Source organism: Novipirellula aureliae (assembly GCF_007860185.1).
GTDB classification, from domain to species: domain Bacteria; phylum Planctomycetota; class Planctomycetia; order Pirellulales; family Pirellulaceae; genus Novipirellula_A; species Novipirellula_A aureliae.
The window spans coordinates 617,178-632,012 of sequence record NZ_SJPY01000003.1 but is presented as its reverse complement, the minus strand read 5'-3'; the positions used below and the strand labels follow the sequence as shown (position 1 = coordinate 632,012).

9 protein-coding genes are annotated in these 14,835 nt (G+C 53.3%); 6 read left to right on the top strand and 3 right to left on the bottom strand.

Going from position 1 to position 14,835, the window contains the following annotated elements; all coding sequences use genetic code 11:
* Positions 1–2 precede the first annotated feature (2 nt).
* On the bottom strand, positions 3–647 hold the full coding sequence (locus Q31b_RS11660; RefSeq protein WP_146599835.1) for a TetR/AcrR family transcriptional regulator: 645 nt from the start codon (positions 645–647) through the stop codon (positions 3–5).
* Positions 648–732: 85 nt separating this feature from the next.
* On the opposite strand from Q31b_RS11660, the gene Q31b_RS11655 reads away from it, so the two are divergent.
* Together Q31b_RS11655 and Q31b_RS11650 are read left to right on the top strand one after the other, a co-directional pair.
* Complete coding sequence (locus tag Q31b_RS11655; RefSeq protein ID WP_146599834.1) at positions 733–2,412, top strand: efflux RND transporter periplasmic adaptor subunit; 1,680 nt, start codon at positions 733–735, stop codon at positions 2,410–2,412.
* Positions 2,409–5,798, top strand: coding sequence for an efflux RND transporter permease subunit (locus tag Q31b_RS11650; protein WP_146599833.1), 3,390 nt, complete (start codon positions 2,409–2,411; stop codon positions 5,796–5,798). The genes Q31b_RS11655 and Q31b_RS11650 overlap by 4 nt, the downstream gene beginning before the upstream one ends.
* Before the next feature lie 160 nt (positions 5,799–5,958).
* Here Q31b_RS11650 and Q31b_RS11645 read toward each other — a convergent pair whose 3' ends face one another.
* Complete coding sequence (locus Q31b_RS11645; protein ID WP_146599832.1) at positions 5,959–6,237, bottom strand: hypothetical protein; 279 nt, start codon at positions 6,235–6,237, stop codon at positions 5,959–5,961.
* A 640-nt stretch (positions 6,238–6,877) separates the two neighbouring features.
* Positions 6,878–8,173: a GGDEF domain-containing protein gene (locus Q31b_RS11640; RefSeq protein ID WP_146599831.1), complete on the bottom strand. Its 1,296-nt coding sequence runs from the start codon at positions 8,171–8,173 to the stop codon at positions 6,878–6,880.
* 145 nt (positions 8,174–8,318) lie between these two features.
* On the opposite strand from Q31b_RS11640, the gene Q31b_RS29350 reads away from it, so the two are divergent.
* The 4 genes from Q31b_RS29350 to Q31b_RS11625 all read left to right on the top strand — a co-directional run bounded on the left by Q31b_RS29350 (position 8,319) and on the right by Q31b_RS11625 (position 14,374).
* Complete coding sequence (locus tag Q31b_RS29350) at positions 8,319–8,441, top strand: hypothetical protein (protein WP_261343852.1); 123 nt, start codon at positions 8,319–8,321, stop codon at positions 8,439–8,441.
* Between the two features lie 187 nt (positions 8,442–8,628).
* Positions 8,629–9,816, top strand: coding sequence for a PDZ domain-containing protein (locus Q31b_RS11635; protein ID WP_197171377.1), 1,188 nt, complete (start codon positions 8,629–8,631; stop codon positions 9,814–9,816).
* Entirely contained in the window at positions 9,813–10,982 is a 1,170-nt protein-coding gene (gene mutY, locus Q31b_RS11630; protein ID WP_231617491.1) for an A/G-specific adenine glycosylase, read from the top strand. Before Q31b_RS11635 ends, mutY begins: the two co-directional genes overlap by 4 nt.
* A gap of 401 nt (positions 10,983–11,383) precedes the next feature.
* A complete protein-coding gene (locus Q31b_RS11625) occupies positions 11,384–14,374 on the top strand; it encodes a CHAT domain-containing protein (RefSeq protein ID WP_146599829.1) in 2,991 nt (996 codons plus the stop codon).
* Positions 14,375–14,835 lie beyond the last annotated feature (461 nt).

Genomic DNA, 14,835 nt, shown 5'->3' with positions numbered 1-14,835 from the left:
CACTACGATTGCATGTAGGCACTCAAGAACATTTTGACACATTGCTTTACGTACGCTTGTTGTGGTTGGCCGCGAGATTGTCTGCGAATCCCCAGCAGAGCAGGCCAAAACGCATACGATAAAAGCAGCCCCATCAATTGCTCCGCTGCAACATCCGCCTGAGGGATCTGTACTCGGCCATCGCTATGGGCGAGCTGAAGCCAGTCTGCCAAGCGAGCATCAATTCGAGCGGTTTGCTCCGACATGAATTGGCTGAACTCCGGTGCAACAATCAGCCGCGAAACGATCACTCTCGCCAAGCTTAGAAAACCAGGATCACTGACCGCTTGGACGATCTCTAAGGCGATTGCCTCCAGCTGGTTCGCCAGCGATCTTTTTGAGTCATAGGTGAACTCGGGTACCGATTCGATCTGGCCAACCAGATTGTGGATGATCTCCGCAAACAGCTCCTCCTTGCTGGCAAAATGCTTGTACACCGTCCGCTTGGAAACGTCCGCGGAAGTCGCAATTTGGTCCATGCTCGTCCCGTCGTACCCGCTAGCGACGAACTCATCGACGGCGGCGTCGAGAATTGCTTTTCGTTTTCGGTCCGTCATTCGCATCGTCGGTTGTCCAGAAAGCTGTGCGACATTTTGTGCAATTGCCAAAGGTAAACTATACAGTATACTTTGCGGGACGGCAAGCCAGTCGTGGCGCAAGCTTCCGACCCTATTCTCATGAACAATTTCGTTAATGAAACGCAAAATCACGCTACTCGTTTCACTGGTTCTTCTCTCGTTGGGCTGTGAAAAGGCCCCGCTCAAACTTGCGCCCAAAGCGGCGCACCCGGTGACAGCGATGGAGCTGCGCAGAACAAGCCCGCCAACCTCTTTTCAGGTATCGGGAACGGTTCAGTCTTGGAAAGTGGAAGAGATCGGTTTTGAAGTTCCCGGGCGAATCCAATGGGTGCTTGAGCCAGGTAGGAACGTTGACGGTCAAATCACGGACGTCGACCAGAAACTGATCACTCAAGGAACGCCGTTGGCGAAGATTGATCCTGCACGCTACGAGGTCGCCGTCGAGTCCGCGCGGGCTGCGCTTGACGTTGCGATAATGGAGCGGCAGATCGTTGAAATTCGCTTAAACGACACCCTGCCTGCCGATATCGGTTCCGCGGAGGCGGATGTGCGGTTGGCGGAGGATGACTTTGAACGGATACGAACACTCCAGGCTCAAAACGCGGTTTCGCAGGCCGAGTACGATCAAAGTTCGAACCGGCTGCAAACACAGAAGCTGCGCTTGTCAGGTTTGCGATCGCAATTGAAGCAAACCGCCGCGGAACTGAAGTCTGCCGACGCAAAAATCACAGTAGCCGAGCAGAACCTACAGGATGCTCAGCGAGATTTGAGTCACACCGTTTTGTATGGCTCCTATCGAGGCCAGATTTCGAAGGTTCATGTCGTTCCAGGCAGTGTTGTCAGTGCTGGTTCGCCTGTGTTGACTTTGCAAATGATGGACCCGATCAAAGTGGCGATTGAAGTCTCGGCGGAACAATCGCGATCGATCCAACGGCGTCGGCAAGTTCCCGTCCTTGTCACAATGCCTAATGGTTCCAGCGAAATACAAAATGCGATGGTCTACATGGTCGACCCTAGTGCGGATCCATCGACGCGGACGTTTACCGTGACGCTACTGCTTCTCAACAAGCAGTTTCGCAGTGAACTGCCGAAAGGTGTCGATGGCATCTCGGTCGCCCGGACGGTTGACATTTGGCCATTGAATGTCAACGAGATCGTCGGTTCCGAAAACGGCATTTACTTAGTCGAAGAAGACGCAATCGATAGCGATGAGCATGGCTCTTTTGTGTGGGTGCTCGACGGGTTTGAGCTGATGCAAAGGATGCCGGATGTGATGAAGGTGCGAAAGCACTACATCCAATCAAGTGGTCTGAGAATTCCGTTTCTGGGCAATTGGGTTTTTCAACCGGTGACCTTTCTCGGGGACAACGACCGTATCACCCCGCGAACACTGATTGCAGGGGAGCTCGAGTATCCATGCGGCCAAGAATCCAATTGGGATGGTGAGTCGATCGTTTTCGATTCTGGAAAACATTGGATGCTGCGGCCTGGTGATTTGGTTGACGTCAATTTGGGCGACGACCAAAGCGAGTCGGGTTATTATGTGCCGGTCGAAGCGATCTACGAGCAATCGGACGAAACCTATCTCTTCGTCATCGAAGATGGCAAGGCACATAAAACGCGTATCGAAATCAAACCGACGCAAAAACTTGATACCGAATCGTTGCTTCGTGTCTCCCCAATCGGCAGCGATGATTTCCCCGCAGGCACTCAGATCGTTGTTGGCGGCGTTCATTTCTTGCAAGATGACGATCCGGTGAGTGTGACCGATCGGGTCTCGGAGGATGCATCATGAGTTTGCCAAGTTGGTCCGTCAAATACAAACCGATCGTCGTGTCGATTGTTGCCATGCTGATGGCTTGGGGAACGATGTCATTCTTCACCATGCCACGGCGAGAAGATCCTGAGTTTACGATTCGCGTCTGCGTCGTTTCCACCGTTTGGCCAGGAGCACCAGCGGAGAAGGTGGAAGAGTTGGTAACCGATAAGCTGGAGCAAGAGATTGTTAGCATTGAAGAAGTCGACACGGTTCGTTCCACAACACTGGTTGGCCGATCGACAATTTTTGTTGAGCTTGATGACCGAGTCAAACCTGAAAAGATCCAAAACGTTTGGGACAAAGTCCGAGCAAAAGTCTCGCTTGCGGCGATGCCAGACCCTTCGATTCACCCCGTCGTGAACGATGAGTTTGGGGACACGGCGGTATTGGTTTTGGCGGTTCATCAAATTCCGGTTCATGGTCGCAGCGAAGTTCGCGAGCAAGATCGTTATAGCCATCGCCAGTTGGAAGTCTTTTCGGAAACGATCGAAGATGCGCTACGGTTATTGCCTGGCGTTGCAAAAGTGGAAAAGTTTGGGGTCCGCGATGAGGCTGTCTATATCGAATCGGAGCTAGGGAATTGGTCGCAACTTGCATTGACCAGCAACCAATTAGAACGGTTGGCAGCAGAACGAAACATCATTGAACCGGGCGGTGAAATATCGACGCGGGCGGGGCACTACAATGTGAAACCAGGAGGCGAATTCAATGCGATCGATGAAATCAAGAGTATCGCCAGTACGGTAAAATCGAATGATTTGAAATCGAGCGACGATGATAACAGCGTTTACTTGTCCAACTTGGGCCTTACGGTCATTCGCGACTACGAGGATCCACCAAGAACGATTTGTCGGTTTGGGGACTGCGAACATTCGGAGCCAGCGGTATCGATTGGGGTCACGATGCAATCGGGTGCCAACATCATCGATGTTTGCGCAGCAGCGAAACGGAAGGTACATGAATTGGTGGAGGTCGAGCGTCGTTTGCCGCCCGATGTTGCGGTTACGGCCGTTTCGGACCAATCTGAAAATGTGGCAGTGAAAGTCAACGATGTTATCATCAACTTTGTCGAAGCAATTGTGATTGTGATCGTTGTCGTCTATCTCGTCGTCGGCTTTCGCACTTCGTTTGTCATGGCCACCAATATCCCGGTTGTCGTGATCGCTTCGCTCGGTGTCATCACGCTGTTCGATGTCCAATTAGAACAAGTTTCGATGGCAGCGATCATTATCTCGCTGGGCTTGCTGGTCGACAATGCGGTCCAAGTTTGTGACCAAGCGCGTACGAACCAGATCGCAGGAATGAAGCCGTACCAAGCGGCGATCGAAGGAGCGAACACGCTGGCAATACCGATGCTGGTTGGCACCTTAACAACCATGGCTGCTTTCATTCCGATGATGTACGCACTTGAAGGGGGCGCGAAAGAGTACATCTACAGCTTGCCCGTAACCGTGTCAACGACATTAGCGCTTAGCTGGGTATTGGCGATGACGCTATGCGTCGTGTTGGCAGGTATATTCATTCGCGGGCCGAAAGATCATGAACTTGCGTCGCCTGTCGTTGCGCTATTCATGAAAATGGTAAACGCCCTCAGTCGCCTGATTCGACCGCTCGCTTCACAACGCCGAAAGGCCCCCGTTCGTCCCGAACCCGATCCAATCAAAATGGAAGCTCCGGTCTACCGTCGTGGCGACAAGAATATCTTGTTTCGGATCTATGGATGGATTGGCATGTTGGCGATTCGATTCAAGTGGTTGACGTTGGCTGCGACCTTAGCCGTGTGTGTATTTATCATGCAATTGCCCGTTAGCTCCGAGTTCTTCCCCGATGCGTCGAGCGATCAATTTGCGGTGAAAGTCTGGCTGCCCGAAACGGCGACGATTTGGCAAACTGACGAAATTGCGAAACAGGTCGAGCAACGCATTCAGTTGCTCAGTCCTATCGATCCTAATGATCCAAATGCAAACGGACACAGGGAGCGGCTTCGAGCGATGCGAACAATGGTTGGCGGCGGTGGGTCGCGATGGGCTTTGGCGTGGAACCCTGAGCCACCGACACGAAACTATGCCGAAATCCTGGTGCGGACAACCGATCCTCGTTTTACGGCCGAGTTTGCACAGCGGTTGCGGAACGTTTGTGAGCGCGGTGATGCCGAGTTGAACCTCAAGCCGATCGTTAACGCTCGTGTGGTGCCTGTGAAGTTGGCTCTCGGTCCTCCTGCGGATCCGCTTGTCTTTCGCATCATTGGTACCGGATTTGCCGATACGACCGAGCTTCATCGGGTTTCCGATCAAGTGTTGACGATCGTCAATGCTCAGGCCGAAACTTGGAATGTCCACGATTCATGGGGCGTCAATGGATACCAAGTGCGAGTCGACGTGGACAAGGATCGAGCCACATTGTCAGGAGTCACGAACGCTCAAGTCGCCAGAACACTCAATTCCTACTATTCAGGACTGAAGTTAACGACCTTTCGCGAGGGCGATCATCAGGTCCCGATTTACTTTCGGCTCCGCCGGAAACCGGAATCGGAGATGTCGATTCGCAGTTTGAAAGAAGCGTTTGTCGAAGGCGACAACGGAAAGATTCCGCTCGAGTCACTTGCTCGGTTTGAGTTTTCATGGGAGCCAGCCAAGATCCAGCGTCGTAACATGAACCGCGTCATTGAAGTCTCCTCGCAAATGGAACCGGGTGTGACTGGGAACGATGTCGTATCGCGAGTTCTCAAATCGGATGAACTAAAACAACTTGAAGCGTCACTACCGTCTGGGTTTTGGATCGAACCGGGCGGGGCTTTCCAAGAGAGCCAAGAATCGGGAGCCCAGATGGGGGTTTCATTCTTGATCTCTTTCATCTTGATCGTTCTATGCTTGATTTTTCAGTACAACGGATGGTTCAAACCGTTCATGATCCTTGCGACGTTACCGCTGGCACTCGTTGGCGCATGGCTTGGTCTATCGGTCACCGACAACACCCTTGGCTTCATGCCTCAGATCGGAATCTTAGCATTGTTTGGAATCGTGCTTAACACCGCGATCATTTTTGTCGAGTTCGCTGATATTCTGATTCGAGAAAGAATATCCGTTTCCGACGGCCATGGTCCAATCTGCGGTATAACGAAACAGGAGTTTCGTCGCTGTTTGGTCGAAGCAGGTAAGCAGCGAATGTTGCCGATCTTTTTAACGACGGCAACCACCGTCGGAGGATTGTTGCCGTTAGCTCTGAGTGGCGGACCACTATGGATTGGATTGGCGTGGTGCATGATTGTCGGTTTATTGTTCACAACCACGCTAACACTGTTTGTCATCCCCGCGTTCTACGCGGTGTTGGTCGAAACATTTGGGGTCAAACCGGTGGTCTAGCAAGTGCCTCTCGATTCTCAAGATTCTTTTATCCACGAATCACACCAATGGGTAAGTGTCTTTCGTGGCCGTGGCCTCCAGCCGCAGCTTACGGGGGCAAGATGCCCCGGCCACTCGGTTGCAAGCCTTAATTTAGCTGTGGCATAGCACGAGTGCTCTGTCAATCTTTCATTTTAGGCTCTTCAGCAGAAATTGTGGGTGAAAAGGAAGTTGCGGAAGTTTTTTTGGGGCATGGCAGTCGCGATACCCATTGCCACTCTTGCTCGACTCCCTCGATACCTCGGAGCAAGAAGCGAGGCAGATCGAACATCACGTTGATGGCGATGACCGCGAACGGTGTTTCGCCGAAGTGACGGCGGCGACGGTATGCGATCTTGGACTCCTCCTTCGGCGTCTTTGCTCGGTGCCGACGACGAGCCGATTTGTGAATGTCATTCATCACTTCTCGACCGACGTCGCATTGTTTTCAGGCCGGAGGCCGACTACATCCTTGTCGGTGGTGTAACGGGCTGTCGATTTAATCGTTTAACGCTTAGCCGAAGGCGTCAGCTTCTTCATAATCGGTCGCCTATGGCTTGGCGTTAAACAATAAGTCGAGTCAAACCGATTAAATCGACAGCCCGGTAAGCCACCGAATCGAAGGTGTTTAGGGCGTCGCAAGGCCGGAGGCCGATACATCATCGTAATGTGTCGCCCTCTGGCCTGTGGATCGTTTCGGCCTCCGGCAGTGGATGTTTTGGCCTCCGGCCTAGTTCTGCTGAGGGACAACTTACTTAGGGACAACTTACTTAGGGACAACTTACTTAGGGACAACGGGGTCAGGGAGGGAAGAATGTCTCGCTTGGCCTTGATAAAACGGCTTGTTTTGCCAAGGATTATTCTTGAACGTCAGATTGCCGATACACCGAAAACATCCTTTTTGCCCTGCGGTGCCTGAAAAACCTACCCTTCGGTACTTGGGATGGATGAATCAATCCACGGATTTTTCGGTCGAGCCTGATTTTCAATATGGACAAAGCACTCGTGCTTCAAGGTCTCGTCCACGACGACCAACCCTGATTTTTGATTTGGACGCAGCACTAGGCTTGATGGAGCGGTGATTCGGCGTCTTGGTCGAGGGTTTCGAGTAGCGCCACGATTCCTCGAACGGTTTCGCAACGAGGTTCCGCTCTCGGAGAATCGGCAGCGCGACAACTTCCGGGGGCTTCTTCCATCTTGACACGTTCATCAAACACAACGACTTGATTTCGTCCGTGTTCTTTTGCGACGTAGAGACATTGGTCGGATTGGTGAATGAGTTCTTGAATGTCGGCCGAGCCGAAGTCGCTAAGCGAGATACCGATGCTAATCGTTATTCGAAGTTCGGCGGGATGTTCGAACCTTAAAGCCTCGATTTGCTGGCGTGCGGATTCAGCCGCTGCTAGCACTTCGGGCAACATCACATTTTCCATGAGCACGCAGAATTCCTCACCGCCGTAGCGGCACACCACTGCCGGCGAGACGAAAGCCTCTTTCAATACGTCAGCGACTCGCGTCAATACGGTATCACCTACTTGGTGTCCGTAAGTGTCGTTAACCTGTTTAAAATGATCGTTGTCGAACATCAAACAAGCCAACGATCCGGGGTGTTGGTGGCGACGAGCCCAGGCTTCGTCGAAGAATTCAAACAAGGCTCGTCGATTGAGGCATCCGGTTAACGCATCGTGGCTGGCCAGAATTTGCAGTTCGTGATTACGGATACGAATTTCGTCATGTGTATGTCGAAGCGAGTTGAGCGTTTCCTCTATCTCTGCTCGCTGTGCCTCTTCGTCGGTCACGTCACGAAACGTCACCAACACACCGCTAGGGATCGAGTCCGATGCTTCAATCGGAGAAGCGTTGACGGAGAAGGAACTTTCTCGACCATCGGGATGGTTGAAGCGCATTCGCTGATCGACTTGCGGCGCGAACGTTTCTGCGGCTTGAATCCAGGGATTCGTCTTGGATGCTGCGATCCAACTGAGTGAACTGGCACGGAGTCCGATCAGGTCGTCTTGCTTTTTGTTGAAAGTTTCTGCAGCGGATCGATTGGCTAAAACGATTCGTTCGTTTTCATCAAGAATGATCAAACCCTCCGCGAATGCGTCAAGCGAGCGTCGGACCCGAGCCGCGACGACCTCGGTGACTTTGAACGAATTCATGATTTGCGAAGCGACCATCGCATAGGCACCGATCCCGCCAAGAATGCTGAGTGCTACGAAACGAATCAAAAGTCGTCCGTTGCCCTGAATGGATTCGGGAAGAAAGCCCAAATGCTTCACAGCGATAACGAAACTCACGCCGAATAGGACGAGAGCCACTGCCAGTCGAAGAGAAGATAAGTAGAGCTTCAGCACGTTCTCTCACCGAAGTGTGAGGCAAAGAGTAGGAACATCACTCTATTCATTCTGTACTATGTCCGTCCCAAAATCTGCTTTCAATTGGCTCGGGTGAACCATTCGGAACAAGAAGACGCTATCCTTCGTAACGATTATTCGATTCGTGACGATTGTCGCAGCTTGGCTTCGCCGCAACGTCACGCTGCTCAGCGAGCGGAAAGCGTCCGCGGATCGGCTCGGGCCCACTTTCCGTCTTCACTCCGAAAATGATTTCCGCTTGACGTGAAGAGCAACACCGTCCAGTGGAAGCAACGGACGGGGAGGGTGAAGTCACCTGGCGCCGACCCGATTAGACCAAACGCCCGCTTCTCGCTACCATACAATGTCGTGACAGGAATCATGGCGGGAGTGTTTTTTAATACTGGATGGTGTTATCGTTGACTGAGAAGTGCCCTTTTTTAAGCAGATTTTGTATGAATCGTCTTTTTTTTGCCGATCTCTCGCATCGATTGTTGTTGGGTAGCTTGCTATTGGCTGCAGTGAGTCCATCGGTATCGTTGGCTCAGGTCGAAACGGCAAACTTACCCGCCGCAGGGAATCGGGTGACGGAAGATGGTGTGAGCGAAACGCAACTCGCCCAGTGGGTTGCCGACCTTGGTGACGATCAATTTCATCGGCGGAAGGCAGCGACTCGAAAATTGATCGATGTCGGATCGGCTGCGGTCCCGGCACTCGTCAACGTGATGGAGCGGGGTGATTTGGAAACGATCGACCGTGCAATGCACTGTTTGACGGAAATTGCATTGGCGGGGCCTCCTGAGAAAGAGGATGGCGCTTGGGGCGAGCTAAAGAGGATGAGCGAAGCGAATACCGCCAGTCGCGCGGCATTGGCGAAGGCATCCGTCGAAGAGGTACGGACGGTTCGTGAATCACAAGCAGGCGAGGCATTGACTCGCGCGGGAGTTCGAATTGGGATCGATGACTTCATGGTGCGAGCCGTTTCAACCCCCGCCGTCATCGTCCAAATCGATGAAAATTGGTCGGGGGAAATCGACTCGCTCGGTTGGCTGCGATGGGTCAAGAATATTGAATTCGCTCGCGTCAAAGGTCCGGCGATTAGGCCCGACGTGATCGCTCGGCTCGTCGAAATGCCCGATTTAAAAACAGTGGCTATTGTCGATGGCGATGTCACGGTCGCAACCCTTCGCCCACTACAAGCAATGACGCGAGTCGATGCCTTAGAATTTCGCTATGTCCACCTCGACAACGAATTGGCGGACGAAATCGCAAAAATCCCCGTGCGCATCTCGCTCAGTCTTATGGGGACCGGAATCCCAGCAGAAAAAGTGGATGAAATGCGAATCAATTTACCGGGATTGCACATCGACCTTCGCCAAGGTGGTTTTTTGGGAGTCAGTTGTTTAACAGGGATGAACACGTGCAGAGTCAATGAGGTCACGATCGGGAAACCCGCTCAACTCGCAGGCATCGAGTCGGGCGATGAAATCGTCGGAATCGATGACGTGAAAATTGATAGCTTCGAGGATCTACAAGCGGCAATCAATCAAAAAGTTCCCGGCGACCAAGTCGAAGTTCAGTATCTTCGAAATGGGAAACGGAAATCCGTCAAACTCAGTCTTGGAAAGTACGATATCGAGTGAGCGAGCCGAAACACGCTGCGGTTTCAAACGAACCCGTTTTGCATGATCCCCGATGGAACGATGCTCGATGGCGCAGCCGCCTGCGAGTGCGGCTAATCAAATGGTTTACCATGCATGCTCGCGCCTTGCCTTGGCGAACTCCCGTTGGCGAACCGCTGAACGACCCTTACCGGGTTTGGATTAGCGAAATCATGCTCCAACAAACGCAGGTGGCAACGGTCACGGCGTACTACAAAAAGTTCATGAAGTTCTATCCGAAGGTGGAACAGTTGGCGGCGGCAGAGGAAACGGCATTGATGAGCCAGTGGGAAGGGCTTGGCTATTACCGCCGCGCTCGATCGATGCACGCCGCGGCAAAACAAATCTGTGAAAAGCATGGTGGTGTGTTTCCAACGACCTACGAAGACGTCATCAACCTCCCAGGGATCGGACGTTACACCGCAGGCGCGATTCTATCGATCTCGCAAAACCAAAAAGTCCCAATTCTCGAAGGCAATACTCAACGCGTCTTTAGCCGTTGGGCGGCCGTTCGTGGCCGGCTCGGTGAAAAAGGAACCACCCGTTTGCTTTGGGATATTGCTGAAGCGATGTTGCCGCCTAGTCGACAGCAGCAATTAGCCACTGGTCCAGCGGTCTTCAACCAAGCGGCAATGGAACTAGGAGCATTGGTTTGCACGCCCCGAAATCCAAACTGTGATGAGTGTCCAGTGCAAACTTTATGCAGCGCCTACAAGCTTGGGTTGCAAGAGCAAATTCCTGGTAAGGTGAAAAATATCAAGTACGAAGATCGCCTCGAGTTCGCCTTTGTCATTGCCAATGAGACAGGGGATCGCTACCTCGTCCGCCCGATTCCAAAACCAGAACGTTGGGCTGGATTGTGGGATTTTCCAAGAGTGACGAACGGGAAATTCGAATCCGTGGCCGCTGCGGCCGATTTTCTAGGTCAGGAATTGTCGGGTGTCGTCACTCCAGCGACTTCGGTTGCAACCATTAAGCACGCCGTGACCAAGTATCGTATACGTCTCGAGGTGTTTTCAGCAACGCTATCGTGCAAGGCGAAAGGGCGTTGGAAAGCCGATCACCCCTGGTCGTTTGTCACCGCCGACGAACTTCGAGATCTGCCGATGAGTGCGACGGGCCGCAAGATTGCGGACGGGATAGCCTAGTCCTTTGTCACGACGAAGAAGGAAGGGTTGGATCTTTCGTGGCGGTGGCTTCCAGCCGCAGCTTACTGGGGCAAGATGCCCCTGCCACTCTTCGGCCGAGCCTCTCATCAAGCGCTGACAAAGTACAAGCGGTTCAACCTGATCTGATTTTGCGGTAGCCGATCTCGCCAGAGATTGGATCGGTGCGTTGTATGGGGACGAAATTGAGGAAATTTGGCTGCGGTGGTCCCCCCCACGAAAATCGACTTTTCCTTACAATGGGACCTCGATCGAGGAATATGCGTCAACGCAGCGTCCCGACCTGCGAAAATGTTCGACGTTGGCCTGGTTTGCTCGTAACATAGAGGGTGCGAGTTATCGCAGCTTTTCGTTCCGCTTGACTCCAATGGTTTGGGTTTACTTTGACACACAAATTGTCCGGCGTCTGCCGCTTGGTTCTGCACTTTTGCTTCTTGGCGATGGTCTTTGCATGTTTCGCTGATTCCGCTTTTTCGCAGGCGGGTGGATTGGGGAATTTCGGGACCCTCGGAGGTGTCGAGCCCAATTCGACAACCTACCCGCCGCAGGAATACTTTGTGGCTCTGCGGATCTATCGTAGTGGCGACTTGGAGAATGCGACCGATGCATTCGAAAATGCTCTACACCGAACACGCAAGGACATCAACGGTCGCTGGATCGATGCGATTCCGGTCTATGCGATGTTGGGGGAATGTTATTGGCATTTGGGCATGTTGCCGAAGGTGCGTGAAAATGTCGATGCGGCGATGCAGATCGCGATCCGGTATCGAGGATGGCAGAATCGTGTCGACTGGGACTCTGCGGTCCGCCAAGGGGTTCAGCTGTCACCCACGCGAGGGCTTTGGCCCGAAGCGGCGGCGATCAAGCGAATTCCGGTCGCTGATCGGTTGCAGATCGGGTCGGGCCAACACCTGACGGAGCAAGCGCTTGCTCAGGGTGGTGTGATTGAAGAGTTCAACATTCGCTCGATGGACATCGTCGAAATCATACGAGGTTTGGCGATTGCCTCTTACCGAAAACGTGTGTTGATGGGACCGTTGGCGAACCAGGATCCTTTGTCGTCTGAGTTGGCTGAAGCGATTGACACCGCCGGGCTGTCTCAACCGATTGCTCAATCGATGCTCGGGTGTGTTCGCGCTTCGGCAAGATTTTCAAACGGCGATGATCGTCGAGCGGTCCAAGAGACTCTGAAGACGACCACTTTCGCTGGAGGCGTTCATCCAATATCGGCGATTGGTTTGTTGCTTCAAGCTGCTGCGATCGCTGAATCGGATAAGGGCGAAGGGATGTTGGCCGCATCGATGGCGACCGCCCATGCGGCGGCGGCGCTCGAACAATCGGAATGGGTTGGCGAGGCATTTCAATTGGCCGCTGGGGCAGCAACACCAAAAGAGGCCTTGGCCGTTCGCGCAAAAGCAGAGTTGGCGGCCAACGCAATGCTGCCAGATTCGCGGCTAGCAGCATTGCACTGTTTCGTTGCTGCTGCGGATGCAGCCGTTTCGGCGGGTGATCTCGATTCAGCGACTCGCTTGGTCGCTCAAGCGAGAGCGTTATCCGAACGCCGCGATGTTCTAATGCCTCGAGTCCAGGCATACGGCAGCTACGTTGCGGCACGTTTGGCAGCCGCCCGAGGCGATGCGTTCGGAATCGGTTTGGGCTCGGGCAATCAATCGGTTGTCGATCAGACATACCAGTCGATGCAATCGTTTGCTTTCAACAATCGCATTAACAACCGTCGTTTTGTATCGATGCCAAGTTTGTACCAGCTTAACCTGGTCGGCCAAGCGATCGGTTCACGCGCTGGCGGTGCGACAAGTGATGAGCTTTTGGCCTACTACTGCGGCGAGCCGCCGCTGCCACTATGGCGTCGTGATCCTGTAGACGCATTGACATTTGCGACCTTTGATCGCTCGGTCCCGCTTGCTGGCCGCTTGGCCCTGAGCACATCGGGAAGCGATGGAGGAAGTGTCCTGCGGCGATGCGACGAACTACTGGCAGACCGGTTTGCACAATCTTTGCCAATGTCGGGCCGAGTCGCTCAGGTCCGCAGGTTGGCGCGTGCCGATGATGCTCAATTGCCTGCCGACGCGCTGCAATTTCGAGCCAATGGCCCGGGCGCAATCAAAGAGCTGCGTCAGAGTGTTTTGGATTTGCGCAAGCAGGCTGCCGCTGGTTTAGACAATGACACGATTTTGCAAGCCGGAAGCGAGCAAGAAGCGATGGCCAGTTTCATTGCACTGAGTCGGCTGTCGTTACCTCGCTTGGTGCCCCAACGAATCGACAGAGATGCTCCGGTCGAAAACTTGCCGCCGCGAACGGTTCTCGTGACTTTCGTGTATTCGAACAAGCGTCTCTACACCACCACGGCGGCGGATGGGAACATCCAATCCGCCGTCTCGCCAATCGGACGAACGCCAGCAGCAATCGCCGGTCTTTTGCGTTCGATCGGCGTTGGGAAAACTCGTGGCGGTCGTCTGCCGGAAGACGATTCGTGGCGCAAGGATGCGGCTGCTCTGATGAAGACCTTGCTACCTGACACCGAGTTGTTTAAGAGCGGTTCGTTTGACCGTTTGGTGATCGTCCCGGATGGTCCGCTTTGGTATTTGCCATTTGAACTGTTACCGATCGACGGTGAAGAATCCGAAACTTTGGGCCAGAAGTATTCGATTACATACGCGGCAACCCCTGGGCAAGTGCTCGAACCAGCAACGGCAGCGGAGACGAACCAGACGATTGGGTTGATTGCCAGTCGCTTTTTTGATCCCCGAGATTTAGAGAACAATCAATCGATTGCCGATTCAATTGTCGCGGCGGCAGACAAGTCCATCATGATGCCCACCGACACGCCGACAGCCTCTTTGGTGATTGGAAACGAGATCGGGAATTTGTTGGTTGCTGTGCCTACGGCAATGGACCCCAGTGATCCGTTTAAGTTTCGCATGATTCCCTACGACCAAAGCAAAGTGGGAGCAACGTTGGGTGGGTGGATGCGTTTCCCATCGATCGTACCTCATTCGGTGGCCCTTGCTGGTTTTCGTTCGCAGGCCGAAGCTGCGAAGTTGGGAGATGGTCGTGAGTTGTTTATGACAATCTGTGCCCTTCGAACGGCTGGCGTGCAAAACATTTTGGTCAGTCGGTGGGCGGTGGGAGGTGAATCGACAGCGATTTTGCTTCGCGAGTTCGCTCAGGAGTTACCGTTTACCGGAATGCGTTCAGCCTGGAACCGGGCTAACGGGGTGCTCCGCCGTAGCGACTTGGTCCCCAGCGCTGAACCGCTGTTAATCAGCGGCGATCAGAAACGAGAGGTTTTGACGGGCGAGGAACCACTCTTTTGGGCCGGCTATCTGCTCGCTTCACCGGTGCAGGCTGAGTGATGTTTGCTAATTAAACCGAGTGCCCATCGGCCCGCGCGTGCTGACTTGTTACTAGGCTCCTGCCTCCCTTGTCGCGTGGTGGTGCGGCTTGCGGGCTGTCGATTTAATCGGTTTGACTCGACTTATTGTTTAACGACAAGCCATAGGCGACCGCTTACGGAAAAGCTGACGCCTTCGGCTAAGCGTTAAACGATTAAATCAGCAGGCCGCTTGACTCCAGCTGCGTCAACAACTCAACCACCTCCACCAAACGTAGAGGTCGTGCCGCTTTTCAGTGCAACATGGCTAACCACATACAACCTTCCTCAAGTGAAGCTTGGGGGAGCGTAAACGATTGTAAAACAAGCACTTAAAAGCGGCACGACCTGCGAAGCTTGGGGGAGGGAAAGCAAGCACTTGAAATCTGTGCAGTCTTTTGCATGGACCGGCCGTCGGGAGCCTGCGAAGCGTCCCGTTATAAG

Bases quoted from the DNA above. Each gene is read 5' to 3' on its own strand.
- Q31b_RS11655 (WP_146599834.1), top strand. From the start codon at position 733: ATGAAACGCAAAATCACGCTACTCGTTTCACTGGTTCTTCTCTCGTTG.
- Q31b_RS11650 (WP_146599833.1), top strand. From the start codon at position 2,409: ATGAGTTTGCCAAGTTGGTCCGTCAAATACAAACCGATCGTCGTGTCG.
- Q31b_RS11645 (WP_146599832.1), bottom strand. From the start codon at position 6,237: ATGAATGACATTCACAAATCGGCTCGTCGTCGGCACCGAGCAAAGACG.
- Q31b_RS11635 (WP_197171377.1), top strand. From the start codon at position 8,629: ATGAATCGTCTTTTTTTTGCCGATCTCTCGCATCGATTGTTGTTGGGT.